The sequence below is a fragment of the Pseudomonas sp. NFIX28 genome, from assembly GCF_900107395.1.
GTDB lineage: Bacteria > Pseudomonadota > Gammaproteobacteria > Pseudomonadales > Pseudomonadaceae > Aquipseudomonas.
In genome coordinates this window covers 264,609-289,390 of record NZ_FNPW01000004.1, presented here as the reverse complement: position 1 = coordinate 289,390, position 24,782 = coordinate 264,609, and the positions used below count along the sequence as shown (strand labels likewise).

Genomic DNA, 24,782 nt, shown 5'->3' with positions numbered 1-24,782 from the left:
TTATTTCATTGTCTGGAGTGGCTATGGCTATGGACTTGACCAGCGTATTGCTTGGTCTGGCAGGCGCGGCATTGCCCTTGATGGCGTTCGCCTGGCAACTGCAGCGTCGCCTGAGCTCCCGACAAACTGAACTCTCTCTCCTGGAAGAGCGCCTGGCCACTGCATTGCTGGCGCAGGATGGCTTGAATGCGCAGCTCGATGCCTGCCGCGATGAAATCAGCGACCTTGGCCAGGCCAACGCTGTAAAGCAGGCCGATCTGGCGGCGGTGCGCCGGGAAGTCGAGTTGCTGCAGATCGAGCGCGACAACGCCCGGGATGCCGCCCACGCCTGGAACCTGGAGCGGGCCAACAAGGAAGCTGAGCTGCGGCGCCTGGACGCCCAGGCCGCATCCTTGAATGCCGAATTGCGCGAGCAGCAGGAAAGCCACCAACAACGCCTGAGTGATCTGCAAGGTTCGCGGGATGAGCTGCGGGCGCAGTTCGCCGAGCTGGCGGGCAAGATCTTCGACGAGCGTGAGCAGCGTTTTGCCGAGAACAGCCAGCAGCGTCTCGGACAATTGCTCGACCCGCTCAAGGAGCGCATTCAGTCCTTCGAGAAGCGGGTCGAGGAAAGTTACCAGGCCGAGGCGCGCGAGCGTTTTTCCCTGGGCAAGGAACTTGAGCGCCTGCAACAACTGAACCTGCGCCTGAGCGACGAAGCGACCAACCTGACCCGCGCGCTCAAGGGCCAGAAGACCCAAGGCAACTGGGGCGAACTGATTCTTGAGCGAGTGCTGGAGCATGCCGGCCTGGAAAAGGGCCGCGAATACCAGACCCAAGTCAGCCTCAAGGGGCCGGACGGCGAGCGCTTCCAGCCTGACGTGCTGATCCTGTTGCCGGGCGACAAGCAGGTGGTGGTGGATTCCAAGGTCAGCCTGACCGCCTACCAGCAGTTCGTCGCCGCGGACGATGAGGTGATCGGCCAGGCGGCGCTGAAGCAGCACGTGCTGTCCTTGCGCAATCATGTCAAAGGTCTGGCCGGCAAGGACTACAAGCGCCTGGAAGGCTTGCACAGCCTGGATTTCGTATTGCTCTTCGTGCCTATCGAGGCAGCTTTTTCCGCCGCCTTGCAGGCTGAACCCAATCTGTTCCAGGAAGCCTTCGACCGCAATATCGTGATTGTCAGCCCGACCACTTTGCTGGCCACGCTGCGAGTGATCGACAGCCTGTGGAAGCAGGAACGGCAAAGCCAGAACGCCCGGGAAATCGCCGAACGCGCCGGTTGGCTGTACGACAAGTTCGTGTTGTTCATTCAGGACCTGGACGAAGTCGGCAATCGCCTGCAGCAGCTGGACAAGGCCTACAGCGCCGCACGTAACAAGCTGACCGAGGGGCGTGGCAACCTGGTCAGCCGCAGCGAGCAATTGCGCTTGCTCGGCGCGCGCGCCAGCAAGAGCCTGCCGGCAGACCTGCTGGAGCGGGCGATGACCGATGCCGACGGGGCAATGCTCGAACTGCCGGATTGATCGGCGGCTAGAGAAACTTCAGAGTGGCAAGTGGCGGCTCAGCAGCGCTCGCAGCGCCGCCGGCTTCACCGGCTTGGGCAGGTAGTCCAGCCCGGCGGCGTGTACTTCGGCGACCATCTCGGGGCGTCCGTCGGCGCTGATCACCACGCCAGGTACCGGATCACCCAACTGGGTGCGCAGCCAGGCCATGACCTCGGTGCCGGTTTCGCCATCGTCCAGGTGATAGTCCACCAGCGCCAGTTGCGGGCGCACGCCGTCGCCAAGCAGCGCGGCGCATTCTTCCCGGTTGCGCGCAGTCCAGACCTGGCAGCCCCAGCGGGTGAGCAGGCTGTTCATGCCGATCAGGATGCTGTCTTCATTATCGACACAGAGTACCTGGGCGCCGGACAGCAGGTGGCCGTTGAGTTCGGCCACCTGTCCCGGCGCGCTGACGGCTGCCTTGGCCAGGGGCACGCTGACACTGAAGACGCTGCCCTTGCCCGGCCAGGACCGAACCTGCAAGCCATGACCGAGGACGCGACACAAGCCATCGGCGATCGCCAGGCCCAGGCCCAGGCCTTTTTCGGCGCGGGTCTGGTGACTGTCGAGGCGCTTGAACTCTTCGAAGATCACTTGCTGCTTGTCCAGTGGAATGCCCGGCCCGCGGTCCCAGACCTCCAGGCACAGTTGGCCGCCGCGGCGGCGCACGCCTAGCAGTACAGGCCCCTTGGCGTAACGGAAGGCGTTGGTCAGGAAGTTCTGCAGCACCCTGCGCAACAGCTTGATGTCGCTGTCGACCCTGAGGCGGCTGCCACGCAAGCGGAATTGCAAACCCTGTTCCTGGGCCAGCGCCTTGAATTCGGCACCCAGGGTATCGAACAGCTCGTTGAGCACGAATGGCTTGCGCTCCGGATTGATTTTGCCGTTTTCCAGGCGGGAGATGTCCAGCAGGTCGCTGATCAGGTCTTCAGCGGAGCGCAGGGAACTGTCCAGGTGCTGGACCAGTTGCTGTGCTTCGGCGGACAAGCCGTCGTCCTGATGGGAGAGGGCGGCGGAGAACAGCCGGGCAGCGTTCAGTGGTTGCATCAGGTCGTGGCTGACGGCCGCCAGAAAGCGGGTCTTGGACTGGTTGGCGGCCTCGGCGGTGCCCTTGGCCTCGGTCAGCGCGGCGTTGAGTTGCGACAGTTCCTGGGTCCGTTCGGCGACCCGCTGTTCCAGGCCTTCGTTGGCCTCGGTGAGGGCCTGTTCGGCTTCGCGGAAGGGGGTGATGTCGGTGAAGCTCATGACAAACCCGCCGCCCGGCATCGGGTTGCCGATCAGCTCGATCACCCGCCCATTGGGAAACAGGCGCTCGGAGGTATGGGCGCGGCCCTGGCGCATCCAGTGCAGGCGACGGGCGACATGCACCTCGGCCTCGCCCGGCCCGCACAGGCCACGCTCGGCGTTATGGCGAATGATGTCGGCGATCGGTCGGCCGACGCTGATCAGCCCGTCCGGATAATTGAACAGTTCCAGGTAGCGTCGGTTCCAGGCCACCAGCCTGAGGGACTGGTCGACCACGCTGATGCCCTGGCTGATGTTCTCGATCGCTCCCTGCAGCAAGGCGCGGTTGAATTGCAGCACTTCCGAGGCTTCGTCGGCGATCTTCACCACGTCCTCAAGCTGCATTTCCCGCCCTTCGATGGCCGCCTTGACCACCGCGCGCGTGGACGAGGCGCCGAGTACGCCGGCCAGCAGGCGCTCGGTATGGGCGATCCATTCGCCGTCGGCGTTCTGGTTGGGGTTGAAGCCTTTGCCCTGGCGGTAGGCAAACCGGATAAAGCTCTGGCGGGCCCGTTCTTCCCCGACAAAGCGCGCGGCGAGCTTGAGCAGGTCGTCGATCTGCACCGAGAGCATCGATCGGGAGCTGGGGCGGCCGCTGATTTCCTGGCCAATGAAACGCCCGGCCTGCCAGTGTTCCGAAACCCGCGTGCGCGACAGCACCGAGACCCAGGCAAACAGCGTGAAGTTGCCGGCCAGCGACAGCACCACGCCCTGGGTCAATGGCGTAATCGGCAGGTTCAGCGGGTTGCCGTGCAGCCAGGCCAGGCCCGGGAAGCTGCTCAGCGACCAGCCCAGGCTGTGGGCGGCGATCGGCAGGACCAGGGTGTAGAACCACAGGAAGGTACCGGCCGCCAGGCCGGCGAACACGCCGCGGCGATTGGCCTGCTTCCAGTACAGCGCGCCGAGCATGGCCGGCGCCAGTTGAGTCACGGCGGCGAAGGCGATCTGGCCGATGGTCGCCAGGCTCGCGGTGGACCCCAGCAAGCGATAGCTGACATAGGCCAGTAGCAGGATGACCACGATGCTGACCCGGCGCACCGAGAGCATCCAGTGACGGAACACTTCGAACGGCCGTTCGGCACTCTGCCGGCGCAGCAGCCAGGGCAGCAGCATGTCGTTGGAAACCATGGTCGAGAGCGCCACGCTGGCGACGATCACCATGCCGGTGGCGGCCGACGCGCCACCGATAAAGGCCAGCACGGCCAGGGCCGGATGGGCCTGGGCCAGGGGCAGGCTGATGACGAACGAATCCGGCAGGACCGAGCTGGGCAACATCATCTGCCCGGCCAGGGCGATCGGCACCACGAACAGCGCGGCCAGGGCCAGGTAGGCGGGGAACACCCACTTGGCCAGGCGCAGGTCCTGGGGCTCGATGTTCTCCACCACGGTGACGTGGAACTGCCGCGGCAGGCAGATGATCGCCATCATGGCGACGCCGGTCTGCACCACCATCGACGGCCAGTTGATGGTTTCCTTCCAGTACTGCTCCAGGCGCGGGGCGAGCATGGCCTGGCTGAACAGGTCGTCGAAACCGTCGTACAGGCCATAAGTGACAAAGGCGCCGACCGCAAGAAAGGCCAGCAGCTTGACCAGGGATTCGAAGGCGATTGCCAGCACCATGCCGCGGTGGTGTTCGGTGGCGTCGAGGTTGCGGGTGCCGAAGACGATGGTGAACAGCGCCAGGATCAGCGACACGATCAGCGCCGTGTCCTGGGCGCGGGTGCCCATGGTGTCGGCGCCTGCGCCGATCAGCAGGTCTACGCCGAGCACGATGCCCTTGAGCTGCAAGGCTATGTAAGGAAGCACGCCGACCAGGCAGATCAGCGCCACCACCACCGCCAGGGTCTGGGACTTGCCGTAGCGCGCGGCGATGAAGTCGGCGATGGAGGTGATGTTCTCCTGCTTGCTGATCATCACCATTTTTTGCAGGACCCAAGGCGCCAGCACCAGCAGCAGGATTGGTCCCAGATAGATCGGCAAGAACGACCAGAGTTGTTCGGCGGCCTGGCCCACGGCGCCGAAGAAGGTCCAGCTGGTGCAATACACCGCCAGCGACAGGCTGTACACCCAGGCACGCACCCGCGGCGGCAAGGGCGCGCTGCGACGGTCACCGTAAAAGGCGATGGCGAACATGATGGCCATATAGGCCAGGGCGACGATGGCAATCAGCCCGCTGGACAGCGACATGGGAACTCCGAACATAAAGGCGCGCCGGGCACTCCAGCCCGGTCAGACAGTCTCGCACGATGTTCGGGGTTCGTCAGTGTCGACCAAGGTATTGGCGCGGCCAGGTGTCGCAGGGGAAAAGGGGCGCCGGCCAGCCTCTATTGCAAACGCGTATTTTCGGGTGGGGGCCGCGCTGGCGGCTCAAGACCGCAGGGCGATGTCGATCAGCGTGTGCAATTGCTCTACTTCAAGCGGTTCTGCGGCGAACAGGATGCGGAACACCGTTGGCGCCACCACCATGTTCAGCAGGTGATCGACGCTGGGCAAGGCCGCTTCGTTGTGTCGGTGGCGATCGAGGATGATCTGCAGTTGCCCGCTGAGAATGTTCGCGCAATAGCCGGGCGTGGTGCTGCGTTGCACGTCGCGCATCATGTTGCGACCCGGCTCGGAGCTCATTTCATCGAGGTACTGTTCGGCCCAGGCTTGCAGGTCGCCGCGCAGGCTGCCGGTAGCGGCCGGTTCGCTGTCCGGGCGCATGCGTTCGAGGGCGACATCCGCCAGCAGCGCCGATAAATCGCCCCAGCGTCGATAGATAGTCGAAGGCGTGACACCGGCACGGACGGCGATTTGCGGTACGGTCAGGGTCGAACGCTCCTGTTCTTCGAGGAGTTCACGGACTGCCGAGTGGATGGATTCCTGCACCCGGGCGCTGCGCCCGCCTGGGCGTAAACCTTCTTTAATAGCCATGGGATCGAACCTTAACACAAAGAATTTGCTTTAAGAGCGAGGCGGTAGCACACTCCGCAAAAGCAAAAAATTAGCTTTAGCGGAGCGTGCGCATGTCCAATCCTGTCGACTCTTCATTATCAAACCGTTCCGGATTGCTGTTCCAGGCGGTCACCTTACTCAGTTTTCTCGCGGCTTCCAGCGTACCGACGCCGATGTACCACCTGTATCAGCAGGCGCTGCAATTCTCCTCGGCGACCTTGACCCTGATCTTCGGCGTCTATGCCTTGAGCCTGTTGGCAGCGCTGCTGACCGTGGGTTCGCTGTCGGATTATCTGGGACGTAAACCGGTGATCCGCATGGCGTTGCTGCTGGAAATCCTGGCAATGCTGCTGTTCATCCAGGCCGACAGTGTGGCCTGGCTGATTGCTGCGCGGCTCATGCAAGGCTTCGCCACCGGCATGGCCACCAGCGTACTGGGCGCAGCGCTGCTGGATACCGATCGGCAGCAGGGACCACTGATCAATAGCGTAGCGCCATTGCTGGGGATGGCGTGCGGAGCGATGGGCAGCGGTTTGCTGGTGGAATATGCGCCGTTGCCGCTGCAACTGGCGTACTGGCTGCTGCTCGGGCTGTTTATCGCCCAGGCCCTGTACGTTTGGCGCCTGCCGGAAACGGTCAGTGCCCAGCCCGGTGCCTGGGCTTCCCTGCGGCCGACCTTGCATGTGCCGCCCCAGGCACGACGAGCGCTCTGGCTGGCCTTGCCGGTGGACGTGGCGGTATGGGCCGTCGGTGGCTTTTTCCTGTCGTTGGCGCCATCGCTGGTGCGAACCGCGACGGGCTCGACCTCGAACCTCATCGGTGGCGGCCTGGTCGCGGTGTTGACCCTAAGCGGTGCGCTGATGATTTTTTCCCTGCGCCATCGCCCGGCGGACAAGGTGCTGCGCTTGGGCGCGAGTTTGTTGGCCGTGGGCATCAGCCTGATCCTCATTGCCGTGCACACCGCCAGCCTGCCGCTGTTTTTCCTCGGCACTCTGGTCACGGGCGGCGGTTTTGGCTCCGGGTTCCTTGGTGCCTTGCGCAGCGTGATGCCCCTGGCCTTGTCCCATGAGCGGGCAGGGTTGATGTCGGCGTTTTATGTCCTCAGTTATTTGGCGTTCTGCTTGCCTTCGCTGCTGGCGGGGAACCTGACCCGCAGCCTTGGTCTGATCGCGACTACCGACGGCTATGGCGCGGTGCTGATTCTGCTGTCCCTGGGCGCTTTGCTTGGGTTGCTGCGCCAGCAAAGCGCCAAGGGCTGCGTCGCTCAGGAAAGTTGAACGCGCGGAGAGGCAGTGCTCAAGGTGTGGGCGATTTGAACTGTATATCTATAGAATAGATAACAGATAGAGAAATTACCCGTTATATAGATATTCGATCTGGTTCTATCATGGCTCCACCTCATCGGAGGACAGGAGATCGCACCATGACATGCCCCAACGCCATCAGAACCGGACGGCCCTTGAGCCATCTGCAACATCCTCGCGAAGCCATTCGCCATTTCACCCCCAACTGGTTCGCCGCCACCATGGGCACCGGCGTGCTGGCCCTGGCGCTGGCCCAGTTGCCCTTGCAGATCCCGGGCCTGCACCTGTTGGCCGAGGGGCTGTGGCTATTCACTATCCTGCTGTTCGTATTATTCAGTGCGGCCTACGCGGCACGCTGGGTGCTGTTCTTCGACGAGGCCCGGCGGATCTTCGGGCATTCCACGGTTTCGATGTTCTTCGGCACCATTCCCATGGGTCTGGCCACCATCATCAACGGCTTTCTGCTGTTCGGCGTACCGCGCTGGGGCGAAGGCGTGGTGCAACTGGCCGAGGTGCTGTGGTGGCTGGACGTGGCGCTGTCGCTGGCCTGCGGAGTGCTGATTCCCTACATGATGTTTACCCGCCAGGAGCACCGCATCGACCAGATGACCGCGGTCTGGCTATTGCCGGTGGTCGCTGCCGAAGTCGCCGCCGCCAGTGGCGGGCTGCTGGCGCCGCACCTGGCGGACGCGCATGCGCAGTTGGTGATGCTGGTGACCAGCTACGTGCTTTGGGCCTTCTCGTTGCCGGTGGCTTTCAGCATCCTGACCATCCTTTTGCTGCGCATGGCCTTGCATAAGCTGCCTCACGAAAGCATGGCTGCCTCGAGCTGGCTGGCCCTGGGGCCGATTGGCACGGGAGCGCTGGGCATGTTGTTGCTGGGGGCGGACGCTCCGGCGATCTTTGCCGCCAACGGCATGGCCGGCATTGGAGAAATCGCCGCGGGCCTGGGGCTGGTGGCCGGTATCACTTTGTGGGGTTTCGGCCTGTGGTGGATGCTGGTGGCGGTGCTGATCACCCTGCGTTATCTGCGCGACGGCATTCCGTTCAACCTTGGCTGGTGGGGGTTCACCTTCCCGCTGGGGGTTTATGCCCTGACCACCCTGAAGCTGGCCGCTACCCTGAACCTGACGTTTTTCGCGGTGTTCGGCAGCCTGCTGGTCCTGGCGCTGGCGTCGATGTGGCTGCTGGTGGGCACGCGCACGCTGCAGGGCGCCTACCGGGGCGAGTTGTTCGTTTCGCCCTGCATCGCAGGATTAGCGAAATAATCCGCGAACTTTAGGTAAGGTTGTGGCCTGGATCGAAGATCGATAATCCAATAACAGCATCCAAGCCACTCAGGGACATGGAAGATGAGTCATCCCTCGCAATTCACCTTGCTTCGCACGCGGCGTTTCCTGCCGTTCTTCATTACCCAATCCCTCGGTGCGTTCAACGACAACATCTTCAAGCAGTCGCTGATCCTCGCCATCCTCTACAAGCTGGCCATCGAGGGTGACCGTTCGATCTGGGTCAACCTCTGCGCCTTGCTGTTTATCCTGCCGTTCTTCCTGTTCTCGGCGCTGGCCGGGCAATTTGGCGAGAAGTTCGCCAAGGACGCGTTGATCCGCCTGATCAAGCTCGGTGAGATCGTGATCATGGCGGTGGGGGCGGTGGGATTCATCTTCGATCACTTGTCATTGATGTTGCTGGCGCTGTTCGCCATGGGCACCCATTCGGCGCTGTTCGGCCCAGTCAAATATTCGATCCTGCCCCAGGCGCTGCGGGAGGAGGAATTGGTGGGCGGTAACGGCCTGGTGGAAATGGGCACCTTCCTGGCGATTCTGGCCGGGACCATAGGCGCCGGGATCATGATGTCCTCCACCCAATACGCCCCGATTGTCTCGACGGCGATCATTGCCGTCGCCGTGCTTGGCTACCTTGCCAGCCGCGGCATTCCCCGAGCCGCGGCAGCTGCCCCGGACATGCGCCTGAACTGGAATATCTTCAGCCAGTCCTGGGCCACTTTGCGCCTGGGGCTGGGCCAGACCCCAGCGGTATCGCGCTCGATCGTCGGCAACTCATGGTTCTGGTTTGTCGGTGCGATCTACCTGACGCAGATTCCGGCCTATGCCAAGGAGTGGATGCACGGCGACGAGACGGTGGTCACGCTGATCCTCACCGTGTTCTCGGTGGGCATCGCTGTCGGCTCGATGCTGTGCGAGAAGCTCTCGGGACGTAAGGTCGAGATCGGCCTGGTGCCTTTTGGCTCGCTTGGCCTGACGGTGTTCGGCTTGCTGTTGTGGTGGCATTCCGGCGGGATTCCGGCAAGCGAGGCGGGTTACGGCTGGATCGAAGTGCTGGGGTTCGGCCACGCCTGGTGGGTGCTGATCGATATTCTTGGCCTGGGTATTTTCGGCGGTTTCTACATCGTGCCGCTGTATGCCCTGATTCAGTCGCGGACCCCGGAAAACGAACGGGCGCGAGTGATTGCCGCGAACAACATTCTCAACGCGCTGTTCATGGTGGTGTCGGCGATTGTCTCGATCGTCCTGTTGAGCCTGGCCAAACTGTCGATTCCGCAGCTGTTCCTGGTGGTGTCGCTGCTGAACGTCGCGGTCAATGCCTACATCTTCAAGATCGTGCCCGAGTTCAGCATGCGCTTCATGATCTGGCTGCTCAGCCATTCCATGTATCGGGTCGAACATCGCAACCTGGAGGCGATCCCGGACGAAGGCGCGGCGTTGCTGGTGTGCAATCACGTGTCCTTCGTCGATGCCTTGCTGATCGGCGGCGCTGTGCGGCGGCCGATTCGTTTCGTGATGTATTACAAGATCTACAACCTGCCGGTGCTCAATTTCATCTTCCGTACCGCCGGGACCATTCCGATTGCCGGGCGCAACGAAGACATCCAGATCTATGAAAGGGCATTCACCCAGATTGCCCGTTACCTCAAGGACGGCGAGCTGGTGTGTATCTTTCCGGAAGGCAAGTTGACCGCCGACGGTGAGCTCAATGAATTCAAGGGTGGGCTGACGCGGATTCTCGAAGAGACGCCGGTGCCGGTGATTCCACTGGCGTTGCAGGGGCTATGGGGCAGCTTCTTCAGTCGCGACCCGAGCAAGGGCCTGTTCCGTCGCTTATGGTCGAGAGTGACCCTGGTGGCGGGGGCGGCCGTAACTGCCGAGAGTGCCGAACCGACTCGTTTGCAAACTCTGGTCGGTGAGCTGCGCGGTAGCGTGCGCTGATACCTGTAGCTGCTGCCGCAGGCTGCACTCGCCCACAACGTGGGCGCAGGATTTTAAGATCGCTGAAGGCCTTTGGCCTTATCACAGCCTGCGGCAGCGGCTACAGGGGGCTCATCAGGCCGCGCTGACTTTCAAGCCGATTAGCCCGGTGATGATCAATGCCACGCTGGCCAGGCGGAACAGCGCCATGGACTCACCGAACAGAATGATCCCGGCGATCACCGTGCCGACTGCGCCGACCCCGGTCCAGATGGCATAGGCGGTGCCCAGCGGCAGCTCCTTCATGGCCAGGCCCAGCAGGCCGAGGCTGACGGCCATGGCGGCGATGGTTAGCGCAGTGGGGAGAGGGCGACTGAAACCGTCGGTGTATTTGAGGCCGACGGCCCAGCCCACTTCAAACAGGCCGGCAAAAAACAGAATGATCCAGGACATGATGACCTCCATCGATTGACGGGGTCGTCCCCAGAATAATGACTCGATCGAGCCGCGGGGTCGTCCCCGCGTTGCGCAGTATAGTGCCCATCATTATTCCGGGGATCAAGGCTTGTCCTTAGTCGCTCGCCTGCTGAGCCGCCAGGACGCGCTCGTCCTTTTCGCTCATGCGGCGGAACCAGGTGGAAAGCAGCGCCCCGGAAATGTTGTGCCAGACGCTGAACAGCGCGCTCGGCACCGCCGCCAGGGGCGAGAAGTGCGCGCTGGCCAATGCAGCGCCGAGGCCGGAGTTCTGCATGCCGACCTCCAGGGCCAGGGATTTGCGTTGCGCCAGTGGCAGCTTGAACAAGCGGCCGGTGAAGTAACCCAGCAGGTAACCGAAGCTGTTGTGCAGCATCACCACGGCCATGATCAGCAGTCCGGACTCGGCGATTTTCGCCTGGCTGGCAGCCACCACCGCGGTGACGATGACCACGATGCTGACCACCGACACCAGCGGCAATACCTCCACCGCATGCCGCACCCGCTCGCCAAGAGCGCGCTGGGCAACCACGCCGAGCACGATCGGCAGCAGCACTACTTGCAGGATCGACCAGAACAGCTCCATGAACGAAACCGGCAGCCAGGCCGAGGCCAGCAGCCAGATCAGGGCGGGCGTGAGCAGCGGCGCCAGTAAGGTCGTGACGGCGGCAATCGCCACCGACAGCGCCAGATCGCCACGGGCCAGCCAGGTCATGACGTTGGATGAGGTGCCGCTCGGGCAGCAGCCGACCAGAATCACGCCGACGGCGATTTCCGGCGGCAGGTGGAATACCTGGCACAGCAACCAGGCCACGCCCGGCATGATCACGAAGTGCGCGACCACGCCCAGGGCCACGCGCCAAGGGTGGCGGGCGACTTCGGCGAAGTCTTCGAGCTTCAGGGTCAGGCCCATGCCGAACATCACCAGGCCCAGCAGCGGCACGATGGCGCCCTTGAGGCCGATGAACCAGCCTGGCTGCAAAAACGCCACCACCGCGAAAATCAGTACCCAGTACGCAAAGGTATTACCGACAAAACGACTTAATGCTGCCAGTGCACGCATGGCCTGTTCCTTCTTATATGAAAACGCCACCGAAAGCGGTGGCGTCTGTAGTGCTCCTGCAAGAGCGACTGGTTGGCGATAAGGCCGGATGCGGCCCGTCGCCAGCAAGCAGGCTGCTACAAGGTCAGATGCCTTGTGGAATCTCTTCGCCACCCAGGGCTTCGAACAGCGCCGGGAGGAAATCGCCGAAAGTCAGCATCATCAGGGTGAAGCTGGCGTCCAGTTGGCCGAGGGCTTCGTCGCCGCCGTCCTGCTCCGCTTGGTCTTGCAACAGGTCTTCGAACTTCAGGCGCTTGACCGTCATCTTGTCGTCGAGCATGAAGGACAGTTTGTCTTGCCAGGCCAGGGACAATTGGGTGACCACTTTGCCGGTGCTCAGGTGCAGCTGGATTTCTTCGCTGGTCAGGTCCTGGCGCTTGCAGCGGACGATGCCGCCGTCTTCGTGGGTGTCGCGCAGTTCGCACTCGTCGAGCACGAAGAAGTCGTCGGCGGCTTGTTGGGTTTTTACCCAGTCGGTCATGATTGCGGTCGGTGCGGTCTTCACGGTCAACGGGCGCACCGGCAGGGTGCCGAGTACTTCGCGCAGGGTGGAGAGCAAGTCTTCGGCGCGTTTCGGGCTGGCCGAGTTGACCAGGATCAGGCCCTGTTTCGGCGCGATGGCGGCGAAAGTCGAGGAGCGGCGGATAAAGGCGCGCGGCAGGAACGCCTGGATGATTTCATCCTTGATCTGATCGCGTTCCTTTTTATAGACCTTGCGCATCTGCTCGGCTTCGATCTCTTCGACCTTTTCCTTGACCGCGTCGCGTACCACGCTACCGGGCAGAATACGTTCTTCCTTGCGCGCGGCGACCAGCAGGAAATCCTGGCTGACATGCACCAGCGGCGCATCTTCGCCTTTGCCGAACGGCGCGACGAAACCGTAAGTGGTCAACTCCTGGCTTGCACATGGACGCGCCAGTTTGGTGGCCAGTGCGGTTTCCAGCGCCTCAGCATCAAAAGGCAGATCTTGGGTCAGGCGATAGATAAGCAGGTTCTTGAACCACATGGGGTGAATCACTCCTTTATACAAAGGGGGGCATTATTCTCCGCGCAGCTCCATAGGCCAACCCTCCGCTAAGCCTTTGGAAGGCCTGAAAAAATTATTTTAAAAAGTGCTTGCCAGAGTAGGGGGCGCTCCGTAGAATGCGCGCCACACCGAACGTGAAGGGTGATTAGCTCAGCCGGGAGAGCATCTGCCTTACAAGCAGAGGGTCGGCGGTTCGATCCCGTCATCACCCACCATTCGCTTTCAGTGTTACGCGCAGCGGTAGTTCAGTCGGTTAGAATACCGGCCTGTCACGCCGGGGGTCGCGGGTTCGAGTCCCGTCCGCTGCGCCATATTCGATGATCTGGAACACTGAACGCCAGGTCATCACAGAAAGCCCGCTAACGCGGGCTTTTTTGTGCCTGGGTTTCATGCGAGGCGCCCGACACATCGAAATTCAGCTTTTTTTGATAATTTTGTTATTTAAATCAGCACGTTATGAATTTCTGTGTAATAATGCGCCCCGCAACGAAGGTAAAGGGTGATTAGCTCAGCTGGGAGAGCATCTGCCTTACAAGCAGAGGGTCGGCGGTTCGATCCCGTCATCACCCACCACTTGCTTTCAACGCTACGCGCAGCGGTAGTTCAGTCGGTTAGAATACCGGCCTGTCACGCCGGGGGTCGCGGGTTCGAGTCCCGTCCGCTGCGCCATATTCGATGAGCTGGAGCACTGAACGCCAGCTCATTACAGAAAGCCCGCTAACGCGGGCTTTCTGCTGTCTGGAGTATGCAAATGCTCCCCAAAAAAGCGGCCAGCGGGCCGCTTTTTTCGTTTCTGGATCACTGCTCGGCGTTGCGACTGTGCCGGTAGTCGCTGACTGCTTCGTATACCGCCTTGCGCAGGCGATTGATGCCGCCGATGGGGCGGTGCGCCTCCAGCCCGAACCAGGGGTTGAAGGACAGGTTGTCGCATTGCAGGTTTTGCTGCGGGGTATCGAAGTCCTGGGCGGGAATCCGGATTCGCGCCACGGTTTCGAAGGGCGCATCGCTTTCGCGCCATTCGATGCTGGTGTCTTCGATAGGCATGTAGTGGCTTGGGTCCTGGCGCTGCACCTGCAACACGAAGCAGGCCGGCACGCGGTCGGTCGACAGCTGCTGGTTCAGGGCGCTGCGCAGGAAGTTGGGCAGCGCCTGGTTTTGTGCTGGCAGGTTGTACGTCGGGCAGCTGTCGGGATCCGGCGCGACGCGGAACTTGGCATTGGCACTGCCGAACTTGTAGGGCGAAACCGAAAAATAACGGGTTTGCGTCGGGCTGGTCGGTGGCGGCGACAGGGTGGCCAGGGCAATGAACAGGTGGCGGACCTGCCAGGTGCGTGGATCCCAGCCGGGGAAAAAGGCACCGACCTTTTTTCCGTCCGCCTGCGCAGCCACATTCTGCCGGTACTCGGCGACATCGCTGACGAAGAAGTTCGGATGGTTGAACATCACGAAATCCTGTTCGCCGCGGCCCTGCTGTTCCTTCAATAACTGGGGGCCGGGCACGTCCAGCAATTTGATCGCCATCCCCCGGGCGTCACGAATGTTATCGAATTGTGGATAAGCATTGCCGTTGGATAGCCGCACCATGGCTTGCCAGGTCTTGCCGGGTTCGGCGAACACGCCCTGGCGCAACGGCGGCGCCAGTTGCTCGAGCACCTGGACCTCGGCCTTTACGCAGCCGTGGGCCTTGGCGTGGGCGTCGCGCAGGTAACGGGTGTTATCTCGATGCTGATCGACGATGCGCACGGCGGTCTGGATGATGTCCTGGGTCATGGCGGCTTCGCCGGGTGGGATCTGTTCCTCGGTCGAGACTGGTCCCTGGTAGCGCCAGATGGACCAGGCGCTGCTCAGCGCCCAGCCGAGCAGGGTGATGAGTGCCAGCAGCACCAGTGTCTTGAGCAGCAGCGCGCCAAGGCGCAGCCATAGCGTGATCAGCATGGAAATGCCCTTTCGATGAAGGTCGCGATCATGGCAGTTGCGCCTCCAGCGGCCCACCCAGCACTTTCAGGTATTCCAGCAGTGCCCAACGCTCCTCGGGCTGTAGCAGGCGGCCGATGACCCCGTCGCCACGTTTGCCCGAACGGAATTCATGTCCACCGTTGTGGTTGCCGCTGACCCGTGTATCGAACAGGAAGCCGTTCTTGAACGGCTCGGTACGATAGCCCAGATGCTTCGGATCGTATTCGAAGGTGCCTTTATAGAAGGTGCTGGCGCGTTCGTCCTGGGGCGAAAGCAACTGGTACAGGCTGGGGACCGAACCGTTATGCAGGAAGGGCGGGGTGGCCCATACCCCAGCCAGCGGCCGGGCCTTGTACGCGCGCAGTTCGCGTACGCCGATCGGCAGGCCGTAGCCGTCGAGTCGCGGACGCTCGGCCGGGGTCACCTGGGCGTCGCGGTAGGCGCGCTCTTCGACGAAGGCCGTGACATAGGCCAGGCCCTTGGCCACCGACAGTTGGCGCATATCCAGCGGCTCGGTGGGCGTGGGGTGCAGTTGGACATTCGATTGCGCCAGCTCGGCGGCATCCCACTGCAGCGCGCTCAGGTCGTAGCGCTGGTCGGCAATATTGTTGGCGGTATTGGGGTCGGTACCGATGACCGCGACTGGCAGCATTTTCAATTGCTGCACCGGACGCCCGTTGATCTCGCTCACCGCTGGAACATGGCAGCCCGCGCAATTTTCAGCGAACAGCGCGCGCCCTTTGGCGGCCATTGGCTTGTCGATGCTGCCGAACAGCTCTTCCGGCCAGGTCGGCGGCTTCAGCCGTTGCAGGGTTTCTTCGATGCGGTTGAGGTCGCGCACCCGAACGCTCGATGGGTACCGCGCATCGCCCTTGAGCGGCTGGCCCTGGGCATCGAAGAAGTTCAGGGTGGCGCCAACGCCCAGTGCCTCACCGATATTGCGGGCCATCGGCTGCTGGGCCGAGCCGTTCCACTGCACCCAGTCGAAGGTCCAGATGTCCCATAGCTGTGGATAATCCACCGGTGCATTGGCCACCCGATAGTTGTCGGGAGAAATGGCATCGCCGAAGCTGGCATTGGCGATCCGGCCAAAGGCATCGGTACGCCCAGGGCCTTCTTCGGTGGGATAGAGGCCGCGATGGGTATCGTTCCAGGCAACGCGCAGGAAGGTGTCCAGCGATGCCTTGAGGTCCTTGCGCAGTTGTTTGTGCCCGGCGTCGTAGCCCTGGCCCAGTACGTTGCGGGCGAAACGCTCGAATTTCCACGGGTTGTAGTAGGTGGACGCCAGGCTGGCGACCAGTGCCTGACCGAAGCTGCCACCGCGCAGGGTGGGCACGCTGGAGGGCAACACATGCTGCGCCGAACCGCCGTCGACCCGCAGGGCTTGCTGGTTGTAGCGCAACTCGCCGGTGTGACAGGCGGCACAGGTGATGTCCAGGTACTGCTGCGAGCTGCCAGGGTTCTGATGGCGGGTGAAGCCGACCGGCAGGTTCGCCGGATTATCGGCATTGGCTTGCTGCGTCGGATCGACCAGGAAGCCGAAGCGGGCCAGGTACTGCGGCGCGGCGAAGCGTTGCGTGGAGAAGGGCAGTTCCAGGGCGGCGAACCACTCATAGCTCAGGCCCTTTACCTGGGTGCCCTGGGGCGTGAAGTAATAGGTCTGGCGGTCGGCGGCGCTCCATTGATCCTGGTAATGCACCTGGGCGGGTACATAGTCGGGCAATTTCGGGTTGGCCACGTAATACAGGACCACGGCCAGGGCGACGCCGATCAAGGCAAAAATCAGGAGCAAAACACGGGATAAGAGGCGCAAGATAAACATCCTTGTCGAGTTGTGGCTTCCTTATGCCTCAGGGCCAACAGCCGGGCAAGTGGCCATTACGTCAGATCTCGGCCGGGTGTCAGCCTTTGTGTTCGACGGAGGTTCTTTTCCCACTCGTTGTCATGGCAGGTGAAATGCTTTTAAACACGTGAACTTATCGGGCTAATCCGGCTCTCATGCCGGTAGCCATTGGTCGTGGCCGCCTGATAAGCTCGCGGCTTTACTCGATTGCCCTTTAGGCGCATGAACAAGGAAATAGCATGAAACAGCATCGGTTAGCGGCGGCGGTAGCCCTGGTTAGCCTGGTACTCGCGGGTTGTGACTCGCAGACCAGCGTGGAGCTGAAAACCCCGGCGCAGAAAGCTTCCTATGGTATCGGCCTGAACATGGGCAAAAGCCTTGCCCAGGAAGGTATGGATGACCTGGATTCCAAAGCGGTAGCCCAGGGCATCGAAGATGCCATCGGCAAGAAAGAACAGAAGCTGAAAGACGACGAACTGGTCGAAGCCTTCGCTGCGCTGCAAAAGCGTGCTGAAGAGCGCATGGCCAAGGTCAGCGAAGAGTCGGCGGCAGCCGGCAAGAAATTCCTCGAAGAAAACGGCAAGAAAGCTGGCGTGACCACTACCGCCTCCGGCCTGCAGTACGAAGTGCTGAAAAAAGCCGATGGCGCCCAGCCTAAGCCGACCGACGTAGTGACCGTTCACTATACCGGCACCCTGACCAACGGCACTGTGTTCGACAGCTCGGTCGAGCGCGGCAGCCCGATCGATCTGCCGGTCAGCGGCGTGATTCCGGGTTGGGTCGAAGGCCTGCAACTGATGCACGTCGGCGAGAAGTACAAGCTGTACATCCCGAGCGATCTGGCCTATGGCGCACAGAGCCCGAGCCCGGCCATTCCGGCCAATTCGGTCCTGGTGTTCGAGCTGGAACTGCTGGGTATCAAGGATCCAGCGAAACAAGACGACGCCAAGTAATCTTCGTCTGCTTCATGACAACGCCCCGTCCTTACGGGGCGTTGTCGTATCTGGTCATTGGTCCGGGAAAAAATGCGAACCGACGGCATAGGGCATAGTCTTAACAGGACGCGCCGCGGCTAGCCGCATGAAGCAGCCAAGTCAATGAAATTGTGGGTTTTTTTATGTGAGTAAAAAACGCCCGATCTGAGCCGAGCCCTTGTAAAACGGGGCTTTCAGCTATGAAAAGCGGCTCTGTTCACAAGGTTATCCACAATTTGTGTGGATAACATTTCAGTGGGAGTGATGATGAAAGCACCCTGGAATTTTGCCCGTTTCCTGCCTTTGGCCGGTCGTTTGCTCAGCCGTGGCCGCTTGCCGACCCTGCTATTCGCCGTAGCCAGCAAAGGCGCCTTGCAAGGCGGCCGTCTCGGCAAGCTCAAGGACGACTTTCGCCTGCTGCAGGCGCTGTGCCTGGCTTACTGGCGTGGCGAGTATCGCGCGATCAGTCCCAAGGCCCTGTTGTCGGTGGTCGCGGGCCTGATGTACTTCCTCAGTCCGCTGGATGCCATACCGGATTTCCTGCCGATGTTCGGCATGCTCGACGACATTGCCGTCCTGGCCTGGATCATGAAGACCCTGGACGCCGAGCTCAGCGCCTTTCGCGCCTGGCGCGATCGCCAGCGGCCGGAGAAGCTGGCGGTGGTAGAACGCTTGCCCGATACCCCGGAGCAATTGCAATTGGAAGGTCCAAATAAAAACTGAGTAAATTTCGGATCCTTACAACGCTGCCCCCGCGACCTTGGTCACTGTTAGGATTACACTTCATAAGGAAAAGTCCGACTCGTTATGTGTCGTCCTACGGGGTAGTAATGGATATTCAGATAATTGCACGCGATGGCGAGCCCGAGTATGCGGTTCTGCCATGGGCTCAGTATCAGGCTTTGCTAAAAGCAGCAGGTATCAACGAACAATCACCGCGAGAAGCCAAGGGGCCTATCGCCAGCACCGCCGACCAGCCGCTTCCGGGTCTGGATCAACTCCGCAGTTTGCGTGAAGCCAAGGGAATCGCCATCGAGGCGCTTGCTCGTACGGTAGGTATCAGTCCGTCTTATCTGGCCATGATCGAAAGCGGTGAGCGTCAACCGGACGCCGCTATACGCCGTAGCCTGGCCTGGGAATTGACGGTTCCGGGTTGGAGGGATGAATTGTGAGCGTAAGGATCAGTCGTCAACACTGGGATGGCCTGTTGAGTGAACTCGACCAGGCCCGTCGGCAACGCCATCTTTTGACCTATCGCGCTCTGCTTGAGCGCTTGCAGCTACCCACCCCCGCCATGCAGACCCTGACCGCGGCCCTTGAGCATCTGGCCGCGCTGGATGCGCGTGCGGAGCAGCCGCTGCGCAGTTCGCTGGTGATCAGCCAGGGGGCAAGCCGCTTGCCGCGCACCGGTTTTTTTGAATGTGCGGAGCGTCTTGGGCGTTTTTCCGGACCTTCCGATGGGGTGGCGGCCGCTTCGTGGCATGCCTCGGAAGTGGTTCGTGTGTTCGAGTATGAATATCCCGAATCGGTGGAGGCCTGAGTGTTCTGGCGCCTCAAGGCGCGCGTCGGCTACTGGCTGGCTCGTCGGTTGTTTCATTGGTCCTGGTTTGTACGCCAGCCGCGAGGCTGGCATTGGCTGGAAGGGCAACTGGCGCGCATGGCGAATCTGGGTGACGTCGGCGCGCAGAGCTTTTATGGCCATATCCTGACTTTTCGTGGCCAGGGGCTCGGGGCCCGTGAAGAAGGCATGCGCCTGTTGCGACTTGCCGGGCTGGCCGGGGATGCCAAGGCGGCCTATCAGATGGGCGTCATCAGCCTGGCCGGTTCGCCGAGCAAGGCGCCAGACGCGGCAGAAGCGGCCCGTTGGTGGGCGATGGCGGCGAAGGCCGGCCACCCGTTGGCCGAGGTCAAGCTGGCGCAGTTGAATCAGGCGCATACGTCGGCTCCGCAATCTGGCCCGCGGCAACCGTAGAACTGCCGGCCATCTGGCGGCTGTCGATTACATGAATGCTGTAGCCCGGCACGTTCTTGGCGTGGTGCTTGGCTTGCGATGCCAGCTCGGCCAACTGGCTGGCATCAAGTTGTCCACAGGCCTGTGGATACAGGTGCACCACGCCAATGGACAGCGACAGCAAGGCGAATTCCTGGCGAACCCCCTGGCGATTAGGGGCGACGAAGCAGCCGGCTTCCAGGTGTTCGCTGCGATAGAAGCGCCGGCACTGGCTATGAAAGTCGTCCAGCAGCTGGTTCAAGCGCTTTTGCCACTCCTCGGGCCCCAGCACCAGGAGAAAGTCGTCGCCGCCGATATGGCCGACAAAATCGCGGCTGGGGTCCACTCGATCATTCAGGCACTGCGCCAGACACAGCAGCACTTCATCGCCACGGCCATAGCCATAGATGTCATTGAAGGGTTTGAAGCTGTCGATATCCACGTAACAGATCAGCGATTCCCGCCCTTGCTGCAGCAGGTGGGTCAGGCACTGCTGGATTGGCACATTGCCAGGCAGCAAGGTCAGCGGGTTGGCGTATCGCGCCTGCTGGATCTTCAGCTCGGTGATCAGCTTGAGCACATCGATGACCCGCCCCAAACCCAGGTAGCCGCCATTGAGCGTGATAATGAAATCTTCCTCGATCCGCTGCCGGGCGCGGCTGGTGATCAAGCGGCTGACCTGCTGCAGCGACTGGCTGAGCTCCACCGCCAGGAAGTCATCGTTCATCAGGCGGCTGATGGGCTTGCGGGCAAACAGATCGGTGGCGAAGGGCTTGAGCAGGGCATCGGACAACGAATGGCGATGCACGATGCCACACGGCTGGCCCTGTTCGTCGAGCACCGCCAGCGAATTGAGGTTCGCCTGGCGGCGGAAGGCTTCCAGCACCGTGGCCGTCGGTATGTTGCGCGTTACCGCCGGTTGTTCGTTGAGCAGGGCGCTAAGGTCGCTGCCCTCGTCGTTGAGCGTCGCGGCGGTGCTTTCACGCTTGGGCAGCAGGTTGCGGCCATCACGGGGCGGATGTTCCTGGGGGCGGCAGAGCAGGTAGCCTTGCAGCAGGTCTACGCCCATTTCCGTGAGTACTTCCAGCTCCTCGGCCACCTCGATGCCCTCGGCGATCACCTGCGCGCGCGAGGCCTTGGCAATTTGCAGGATCGAGCCGACGAACTCGCGCTTGAGGGCATCCTGATGGATGCCGTCGATAAAGTGCCGGTCGATCTTCACGTAATCCGGGCGCAGTTCGGACCACAGGCGCAGGCTTGAATATCCGGCACCGAGGTCGTCCAGGGCGATCGAGAAACCCATGTCCCGATAATGATGCAGCGCGTTGTGCAGCAGCTGGAAATCATCGATCGGGGTCTGCTCGGTAAGCTCGATCACCACCTGGCTCGGCGGGATGCCGAAGTCCTGCAGCAGTTGCAAGGTCCGGCCGGGCTGGTGAGCGGCCTCGAGCAGTGATTCTGGAGAGACGTTGAGAAACAGCTTGCCGGGCAACTGCCGCTCGCTGAAACCCTTGCAGGCGCTCTGGCGGCAGGCGATTTCCAGTTCGCTGAGGCGTCCGGCCTGGCGAGCCACGGCAAACAGGGCGACAGGGGAGTGCAGCGGGCTATTGGACGGGCCGCGGCTCAGGGCCTCGTAGCCGAGGATGCGTCGTTCGGAGAGACAGATGATCGGTTGGAACAGACTGTGCAAACCGCTTTGAGCCAGGATTGAGCTCAAGGCACTCAGCTGTTCGGTCGTGGTCATGGCGATCTCTGTCGATAAAAAAAGGACCGGGCGCGCCCTTGATTCAAGAGCAGCGCCCGGTCCTTTATTTCACGACAGAATAATGACTGTTTGATGACGCTCCGAGGAGCGTCAGCATTAAATTGCCATCATCTTAGTGCTTGGCGACCGCGGTGTTGAGCTTCAGGTAATCGAGGAGGATCCGCCCGGTTTCGCTGAGGTAGGCGTCGTCTTCCGGCTTGGTCTTGTCCGGATCGGCGGCTGCGATGGCGTCCTCGTCTTCTTTCTTCAGCTCCTTGAGCGGCTCTTCACCCTTGGCCTTGCGGCGGATGTTTTCCAGCGCCAGCTGCTTGGCCTCGATATCGGCATGTTGCGCCCGACGTTCGGCTTCGTTGAGGCTGACGGTTTTTTCCGCCATCAGCTTCTTGGCCAGGGCCAGCTTGTCGCGGATGAAGACGAACTCGGCGTCCTTGGCCGAGCGTAGGTCATGCTCGGATTTCAGCTGCGCGAGGAACGGCTTGAACGGATCCACCGCCGGCTTGATGGCCGGGCGAATGGTGTCCCACGGCATGGCTTCGGGCAGGGCGCTTTCACCGATTTCCTTGGTGTCGATGATCGACGGGTAATCGATGTCCGGCAGTACGCCCTGATGCTGGGTGCTCTGCCCGGAAACCCGGTAGAACTTGGCCAGGGTCAGTTTCAGCTCGCCATGGTTCAACGGCTGGATAGTCTGCACGGTGCCTTTGCCGAAGGTCTGGCCGCCGATGATCAGCGCGCGGTGATAGTCCTGCATCGCACCGGCGAAAATCTCCGAGGCCGAAGCCGAGAGACGGTTGACCAGCAGCGCCATCGGGCCTTTGTAGAAGGCGCCGGGGTTTTCATCTTCAAGCACGTCGACCCGGCCGTCGGCGTTACGCACCAGCACGGTAGGGCCCTTGTCGATGAACAGGCTGGTCAGCTCGGTGGCTTCCTGCAAAGAACCGCCGCCGTTGTTGCGCAGGTCGATGACCACGCCGTCGACCTTGTCTTTCTGCAGCTCGGTCAGCAGCTTCTTGACGTCGCGAGTAGTGCTCTTGTAATCCGGATCGCCGGCACGGAAGGCCTTGAAGTCCAGATAGAAGGCCGGGATCTCGATTACCCCGAGCTTGTAGTTCTTGCCGTCCTGCTTGAGGTTGAGGATCGACTTCTTCGCCGCCTGCTCCTCCAGCTTCACCGCCTCGCGGGTGATGGAGACGATCTTGCTGGTCTGGTCGTTCGGCGCGTTGCTCGCCGGGATGATTTCCAGGCGTACCACCGAGCCTTTCGGACCGCGGATCAGCTTGACCACTTCGTCCAGGCGCCAGCCGACCACGTCGACCATTTCCTTGTCGCCCTGGGCCACGCCAATGATCTTGTCCGCCGGGGCGACTTGCTTGGTCTTGTCCGCCGGGCCGGCCGGCACCAGGCGCACGACCTTGACCTGGTCGTTGTCGCTCTGCAACACGGCGCCGATGCCTTCCAGCGACAGGCTCATGTTGATGTCGAAGTTCTCCGCGTTATCCGGCGACAGATAGTTGGTGTGCGGGTCGTAGGACATGGCGAAGGTATTGATGTACGCCTGGAAGATATCTTCGGCGCGGGTCTGGTCCAGGCGGGCGAGCTGATTCTTGTAGCGCTTGGTCAGCGTTTCCTGAATCTGCTTGGGCTCCTTGCCGGCGATCTTCATGCGCAGGACTTCGTCCTTGACGCGCTTGCGCCACAGGTCGTCGAGTTCGGCGTTGGTCTTGAGCCAGGGCGCGTCCTTGCGATCGATCAGCAAGGATTCCTTGGCATTGAAGTCGAGTTTGTCGACGCCTTTGCCCAGTTCGGCCAGGGCAAAGTCCAGGCGCGATTTGACGCGGTCCAGGTAGCGTTTGTAGATGGTGAAGCCGGCGTTCAGGTCACCGCTTTTGAGGAAGTCGTCGAACTGGGTTTTCCACTTGTCGAATTCCGCGATGTCGCTGGCCATGAAGTAGCTGCGCGACGGGTCCAGCAGCTTCAGGTAGCTGTCATAAATGATCGCCGAGCGCGCGTCGTCCAGCGGTGGCTTGCTGTAATGATGACGCTTGAGCAGCTCGACGACATTCAGGCTGGCAATTACCTCGTCGCGATCCGGCTGAAGTTTGTCCCAGCTATTGGCTGCGAACGTATTGGTCGACATCGGCAGTAGACCGAGACCAATGAAAAGAGCGAGGGCGGTGCTGGGGAACAAATGCTTCATGCTGATTCGACGCGGGGGCAATTGATAACGCATATTAGGCCGTCTTTGAAGTCGCCGGTTCCACAAGGACCGGTCGCATAATGCAAAAAGCCCGGTGCTACAGCTCCGGGCTCAGTCCAGACTCACTATGGAGGCACTGTGAAAGCATTGCAAGGCGTTGAAGGTCATGTGGAGTGGGTTGAAGAGCCCAGTCCGACGTGCGACGTAGGACAAGTGCGAATCCGTGTGGCGGCTGCGGGGTTGAACCGGGCCGACCTGCTGCAAAGGGCCGGGCTTTATCCGCCGCCGCCGGGGGCCAGCAAGGTGCTGGGCCTGGAGTGTTCGGGCGTGATCAGCGAGGTCGGTCCGGGATCTGCCTGGCAGATCGACGATCGGGTCTGTGCGTTGCTGGCCGGTGGTGGCATGGCCGAGGAAGTGGTGGTCGATGCCCGTCATGTGTTGCCGGTGCCCGAAGGGCTGTCCCTGGTGGAAGCGGCGGCGCTGCCCGAGGTCTACAGCACGGCCTGGCTGAATCTGTTCCAGCTGGCGGCCCTCAAGCCGGGGGAAAAGGTCCTGCTGCATGCCGGTGCCAGCGGCGTCGGTTCGGCCGCGATCCAGCTGTGCAAGGCGTTCGGCAACCCGTGCTGGGTCAGCGTCGGCTCCGCCGATCGCCTCGCCTATTGTGAAGCGCTGGGCGCCCAGGGCGGCGTGGTGCGTACCGACGGCCTGGAAGGCTTGCGGGATTTCGGGCCGTTCGATGTGATCCTGGATCCAGTCGGCGCCAACTATGCGGCGCACAACGTCAAGCTGCTGGCCCTCGATGGGCGCTGGGTGCTGATCGGCTTGATGGGTGGGCGCGAGGCCCAATTGGACCTGGCGCAGATCCTTGGCAAGCGCATCCAGTTGCTGGGCTCGACCCTGCGCAGCCGCGACGAGCAGTTCAAGGCCGATCTGTTCAGTGATCTCAGCCAGCATGTCTGGCCGCTGTTCGCCGAAGGACGCCTGAGCCCGCAACTGGCCAAGACCTTCCCGATCAAGGACGCCGAGGCGGCGTTTGCCGAGCTGGCGACCAACCAGGTATCGGGCAAGCTGGTGCTGGTGATCGACGAGACGTTGGCCTGATCCTGTAGCCGCTGCCGCAGGCTGCGATAAGCCCGAAGGGCTTCAGCGATCTTCAGATCCTGCGCCCAGGTTGTGGGCGATCGCAGCCTTCGGCCGCGACTA

At 61.8% G+C, this 24,782-nt stretch carries 19 protein-coding genes and 4 tRNA genes; 14 read left to right on the top strand and 9 right to left on the bottom strand.

Annotated features, from left to right (window positions below):
• The first annotated feature begins 80 nt into the window (after window positions 1-80).
• Entirely contained in the window at window positions 81-1,505 is a 1,425-nt protein-coding gene (gene rmuC, locus BLV20_RS10085) for a DNA recombination protein RmuC (RefSeq protein WP_175540180.1), read from the top strand.
• A gap of 18 nt (window positions 1,506-1,523) precedes the next feature.
• Here rmuC and BLV20_RS10080 read toward each other — a convergent pair whose 3' ends face one another.
• Complete coding sequence (locus BLV20_RS10080) at window positions 1,524-4,994, bottom strand: hybrid sensor histidine kinase/response regulator (protein WP_092300477.1); 3,471 nt, start codon at window positions 4,992-4,994, stop codon at window positions 1,524-1,526.
• A 180-nt stretch (window positions 4,995-5,174) separates the two neighbouring features.
• Window positions 5,175-5,720, bottom strand: a complete 546-nt coding sequence (locus tag BLV20_RS10075) for a TetR/AcrR family transcriptional regulator (protein WP_092300474.1) — start codon at window positions 5,718-5,720, stop codon at window positions 5,175-5,177.
• 92 nt (window positions 5,721-5,812) lie between these two features.
• Here BLV20_RS10075 and BLV20_RS10070 point away from each other — a divergent pair, with 92 nt between their 5' ends.
• The 3 genes from BLV20_RS10070 to BLV20_RS10060 all read left to right on the top strand — a co-directional run bounded on the left by BLV20_RS10070 (window position 5,813) and on the right by BLV20_RS10060 (window position 10,272).
• The gene (locus tag BLV20_RS10070) at window positions 5,813-7,018 is read left to right on the top strand and encodes an MFS transporter (protein ID WP_092300471.1); all 1,206 of its coding nucleotides are present in this window, start codon (window positions 5,813-5,815) and stop codon (window positions 7,016-7,018) included.
• A gap of 146 nt (window positions 7,019-7,164) precedes the next feature.
• Entirely contained in the window at window positions 7,165-8,313 is a 1,149-nt protein-coding gene (locus tag BLV20_RS10065) for a TDT family transporter (protein ID WP_092300468.1), read from the top strand.
• Window positions 8,314-8,397: 84 nt separating this feature from the next.
• Window positions 8,398-10,272: an MFS transporter gene (locus BLV20_RS10060; protein ID WP_092300465.1), complete on the top strand. Its 1,875-nt coding sequence runs from the start codon at window positions 8,398-8,400 to the stop codon at window positions 10,270-10,272.
• A gap of 114 nt (window positions 10,273-10,386) precedes the next feature.
• On the opposite strand, the gene sugE is transcribed toward BLV20_RS10060, so the two are convergent.
• The 3 genes from sugE to rdgC form a co-directional block, all read right to left on the bottom strand.
• Window positions 10,387-10,704: a quaternary ammonium compound efflux SMR transporter SugE gene (gene sugE / locus BLV20_RS10055; protein ID WP_007927818.1), complete on the bottom strand. Its 318-nt coding sequence runs from the start codon at window positions 10,702-10,704 to the stop codon at window positions 10,387-10,389.
• Between the two features lie 118 nt (window positions 10,705-10,822).
• Window positions 10,823-11,788 (bottom strand): bile acid:sodium symporter family protein, encoded by a 966-nt coding sequence (locus BLV20_RS10050; RefSeq protein ID WP_092300462.1) that lies wholly within the window; start codon window positions 11,786-11,788, stop codon window positions 10,823-10,825.
• Between the two features lie 124 nt (window positions 11,789-11,912).
• Window positions 11,913-12,833: a recombination-associated protein RdgC gene (gene rdgC, locus BLV20_RS10045; protein ID WP_009045083.1), complete on the bottom strand. Its 921-nt coding sequence runs from the start codon at window positions 12,831-12,833 to the stop codon at window positions 11,913-11,915.
• Between the two features lie 160 nt (window positions 12,834-12,993).
• On the opposite strand from rdgC, the gene BLV20_RS10040 reads away from it, so the two are divergent.
• The 4 genes from BLV20_RS10040 (at window position 12,994) to BLV20_RS10025 (ending at window position 13,523) form a co-directional block, all read left to right on the top strand.
• Window positions 12,994-13,069: transfer RNA gene (locus tag BLV20_RS10040), tRNA-Val, on the top strand.
• Window positions 13,070-13,088: 19 nt separating this feature from the next.
• Window positions 13,089-13,165 (top strand) — tRNA-Asp (locus BLV20_RS10035).
• A 186-nt stretch (window positions 13,166-13,351) separates the two neighbouring features.
• A tRNA-Val gene (locus BLV20_RS10030) sits at window positions 13,352-13,427 on the top strand.
• Window positions 13,428-13,446: 19 nt separating this feature from the next.
• A tRNA-Asp gene (locus BLV20_RS10025) sits at window positions 13,447-13,523 on the top strand.
• 129 nt (window positions 13,524-13,652) lie between these two features.
• Here the strand turns inward: BLV20_RS10025 and BLV20_RS10020 are convergent.
• A complete protein-coding gene (locus BLV20_RS10020) occupies window positions 13,653-14,789 on the bottom strand; it encodes a catalase family protein (protein ID WP_092300459.1) in 1,137 nt (378 codons plus the stop codon).
• Between the two features lie 28 nt (window positions 14,790-14,817).
• Window positions 14,818-16,623 carry a di-heme-cytochrome C peroxidase gene (locus BLV20_RS10015; protein ID WP_092301052.1) on the bottom strand — a complete coding sequence of 602 codons (1,806 nt, stop codon included), beginning with the start codon at window positions 16,621-16,623 and terminating at the stop codon, window positions 14,818-14,820.
• Window positions 16,624-16,892: 269 nt separating this feature from the next.
• Between BLV20_RS10015 and BLV20_RS10010 the strand changes: the two genes are divergently transcribed.
• The 5 genes from BLV20_RS10010 (at window position 16,893) to BLV20_RS09990 (ending at window position 19,599) form a co-directional block, all read left to right on the top strand.
• Window positions 16,893-17,606 (top strand): BamJ family beta-barrel-assembly machinery protein, encoded by a 714-nt coding sequence (locus BLV20_RS10010; RefSeq protein ID WP_075121093.1) that lies wholly within the window; start codon window positions 16,893-16,895, stop codon window positions 17,604-17,606.
• A gap of 288 nt (window positions 17,607-17,894) precedes the next feature.
• On the top strand, window positions 17,895-18,350 hold the full coding sequence (locus tag BLV20_RS10005; protein ID WP_092300456.1) for a YkvA family protein: 456 nt from the start codon (window positions 17,895-17,897) through the stop codon (window positions 18,348-18,350).
• 107 nt (window positions 18,351-18,457) lie between these two features.
• On the top strand, window positions 18,458-18,799 hold the full coding sequence (locus tag BLV20_RS10000; protein ID WP_092301049.1) for a helix-turn-helix domain-containing protein: 342 nt from the start codon (window positions 18,458-18,460) through the stop codon (window positions 18,797-18,799).
• A complete protein-coding gene (locus BLV20_RS09995; RefSeq protein WP_092300453.1) occupies window positions 18,796-19,167 on the top strand; it encodes a hypothetical protein in 372 nt (123 codons plus the stop codon). Before BLV20_RS10000 ends, BLV20_RS09995 begins: the two co-directional genes overlap by 4 nt.
• Window positions 19,168-19,599, top strand: coding sequence for an SEL1-like repeat protein (locus BLV20_RS09990; protein WP_092300450.1), 432 nt, complete (start codon window positions 19,168-19,170; stop codon window positions 19,597-19,599). It begins immediately after the preceding gene.
• On the opposite strand, the gene BLV20_RS09985 is transcribed toward BLV20_RS09990, so the two are convergent.
• Together BLV20_RS09985 and BLV20_RS09980 are read right to left on the bottom strand one after the other, a co-directional pair.
• On the bottom strand, window positions 19,535-21,361 hold the full coding sequence (locus tag BLV20_RS09985; RefSeq protein WP_092300447.1) for a bifunctional diguanylate cyclase/phosphodiesterase: 1,827 nt from the start codon (window positions 21,359-21,361) through the stop codon (window positions 19,535-19,537). The genes BLV20_RS09990 and BLV20_RS09985 overlap by 65 nt on opposite strands.
• Before the next feature lie 133 nt (window positions 21,362-21,494).
• Complete coding sequence (locus BLV20_RS09980) at window positions 21,495-23,579, bottom strand: carboxy terminal-processing peptidase (protein WP_175540167.1); 2,085 nt, start codon at window positions 23,577-23,579, stop codon at window positions 21,495-21,497.
• Window positions 23,580-23,717: 138 nt separating this feature from the next.
• Here BLV20_RS09980 and BLV20_RS09975 point away from each other — a divergent pair, with 138 nt between their 5' ends.
• Window positions 23,718-24,680, top strand: coding sequence for a zinc-binding dehydrogenase (locus BLV20_RS09975; protein WP_092300441.1), 963 nt, complete (start codon window positions 23,718-23,720; stop codon window positions 24,678-24,680).
• The last annotated feature ends 102 nt before the right edge of the window (window positions 24,681-24,782 follow it).

What these genes read in the sequence shown, in the direction of transcription:
- BLV20_RS10075 (WP_092300474.1), bottom strand. Translation starts at nt 5,720, where the DNA reads ATGGCTATTAAAGAAGGTTTACGCCCAGGCGGGCGCAGCGCCCGGGTG.
- rmuC (WP_175540180.1), top strand. Translation starts at nt 81, where the DNA reads ATGGCGTTCGCCTGGCAACTGCAGCGTCGCCTGAGCTCCCGACAAACT.
- BLV20_RS09980 (WP_175540167.1), bottom strand. Translation starts at nt 23,579, where the DNA reads ATGAAGCATTTGTTCCCCAGCACCGCCCTCGCTCTTTTCATTGGTCTC.
- BLV20_RS10000 (WP_092301049.1), top strand. Translation starts at nt 18,458, where the DNA reads ATGGATATTCAGATAATTGCACGCGATGGCGAGCCCGAGTATGCGGTT.
- BLV20_RS10050 (WP_092300462.1), bottom strand. Translation starts at nt 11,788, where the DNA reads ATGCGTGCACTGGCAGCATTAAGTCGTTTTGTCGGTAATACCTTTGCG.
- BLV20_RS10010 (WP_075121093.1), top strand. Translation starts at nt 16,893, where the DNA reads ATGAAACAGCATCGGTTAGCGGCGGCGGTAGCCCTGGTTAGCCTGGTA.
- BLV20_RS10005 (WP_092300456.1), top strand. Translation starts at nt 17,895, where the DNA reads ATGAAAGCACCCTGGAATTTTGCCCGTTTCCTGCCTTTGGCCGGTCGT.
- BLV20_RS10065 (WP_092300468.1), top strand. Translation starts at nt 7,165, where the DNA reads ATGACATGCCCCAACGCCATCAGAACCGGACGGCCCTTGAGCCATCTG.
- BLV20_RS09985 (WP_092300447.1), bottom strand. Translation starts at nt 21,361, where the DNA reads ATGACCACGACCGAACAGCTGAGTGCCTTGAGCTCAATCCTGGCTCAA.
- sugE (WP_007927818.1), bottom strand. Translation starts at nt 10,704, where the DNA reads ATGTCCTGGATCATTCTGTTTTTTGCCGGCCTGTTTGAAGTGGGCTGG.
- BLV20_RS10070 (WP_092300471.1), top strand. Translation starts at nt 5,813, where the DNA reads ATGTCCAATCCTGTCGACTCTTCATTATCAAACCGTTCCGGATTGCTG.
- BLV20_RS10060 (WP_092300465.1), top strand. Translation starts at nt 8,398, where the DNA reads ATGAGTCATCCCTCGCAATTCACCTTGCTTCGCACGCGGCGTTTCCTG.
- BLV20_RS10020 (WP_092300459.1), bottom strand. Translation starts at nt 14,789, where the DNA reads ATGCTGATCACGCTATGGCTGCGCCTTGGCGCGCTGCTGCTCAAGACA.
- BLV20_RS10080 (WP_092300477.1), bottom strand. Translation starts at nt 4,994, where the DNA reads ATGTCGCTGTCCAGCGGGCTGATTGCCATCGTCGCCCTGGCCTATATG.
- rdgC (WP_009045083.1), bottom strand. Translation starts at nt 12,833, where the DNA reads ATGTGGTTCAAGAACCTGCTTATCTATCGCCTGACCCAAGATCTGCCT.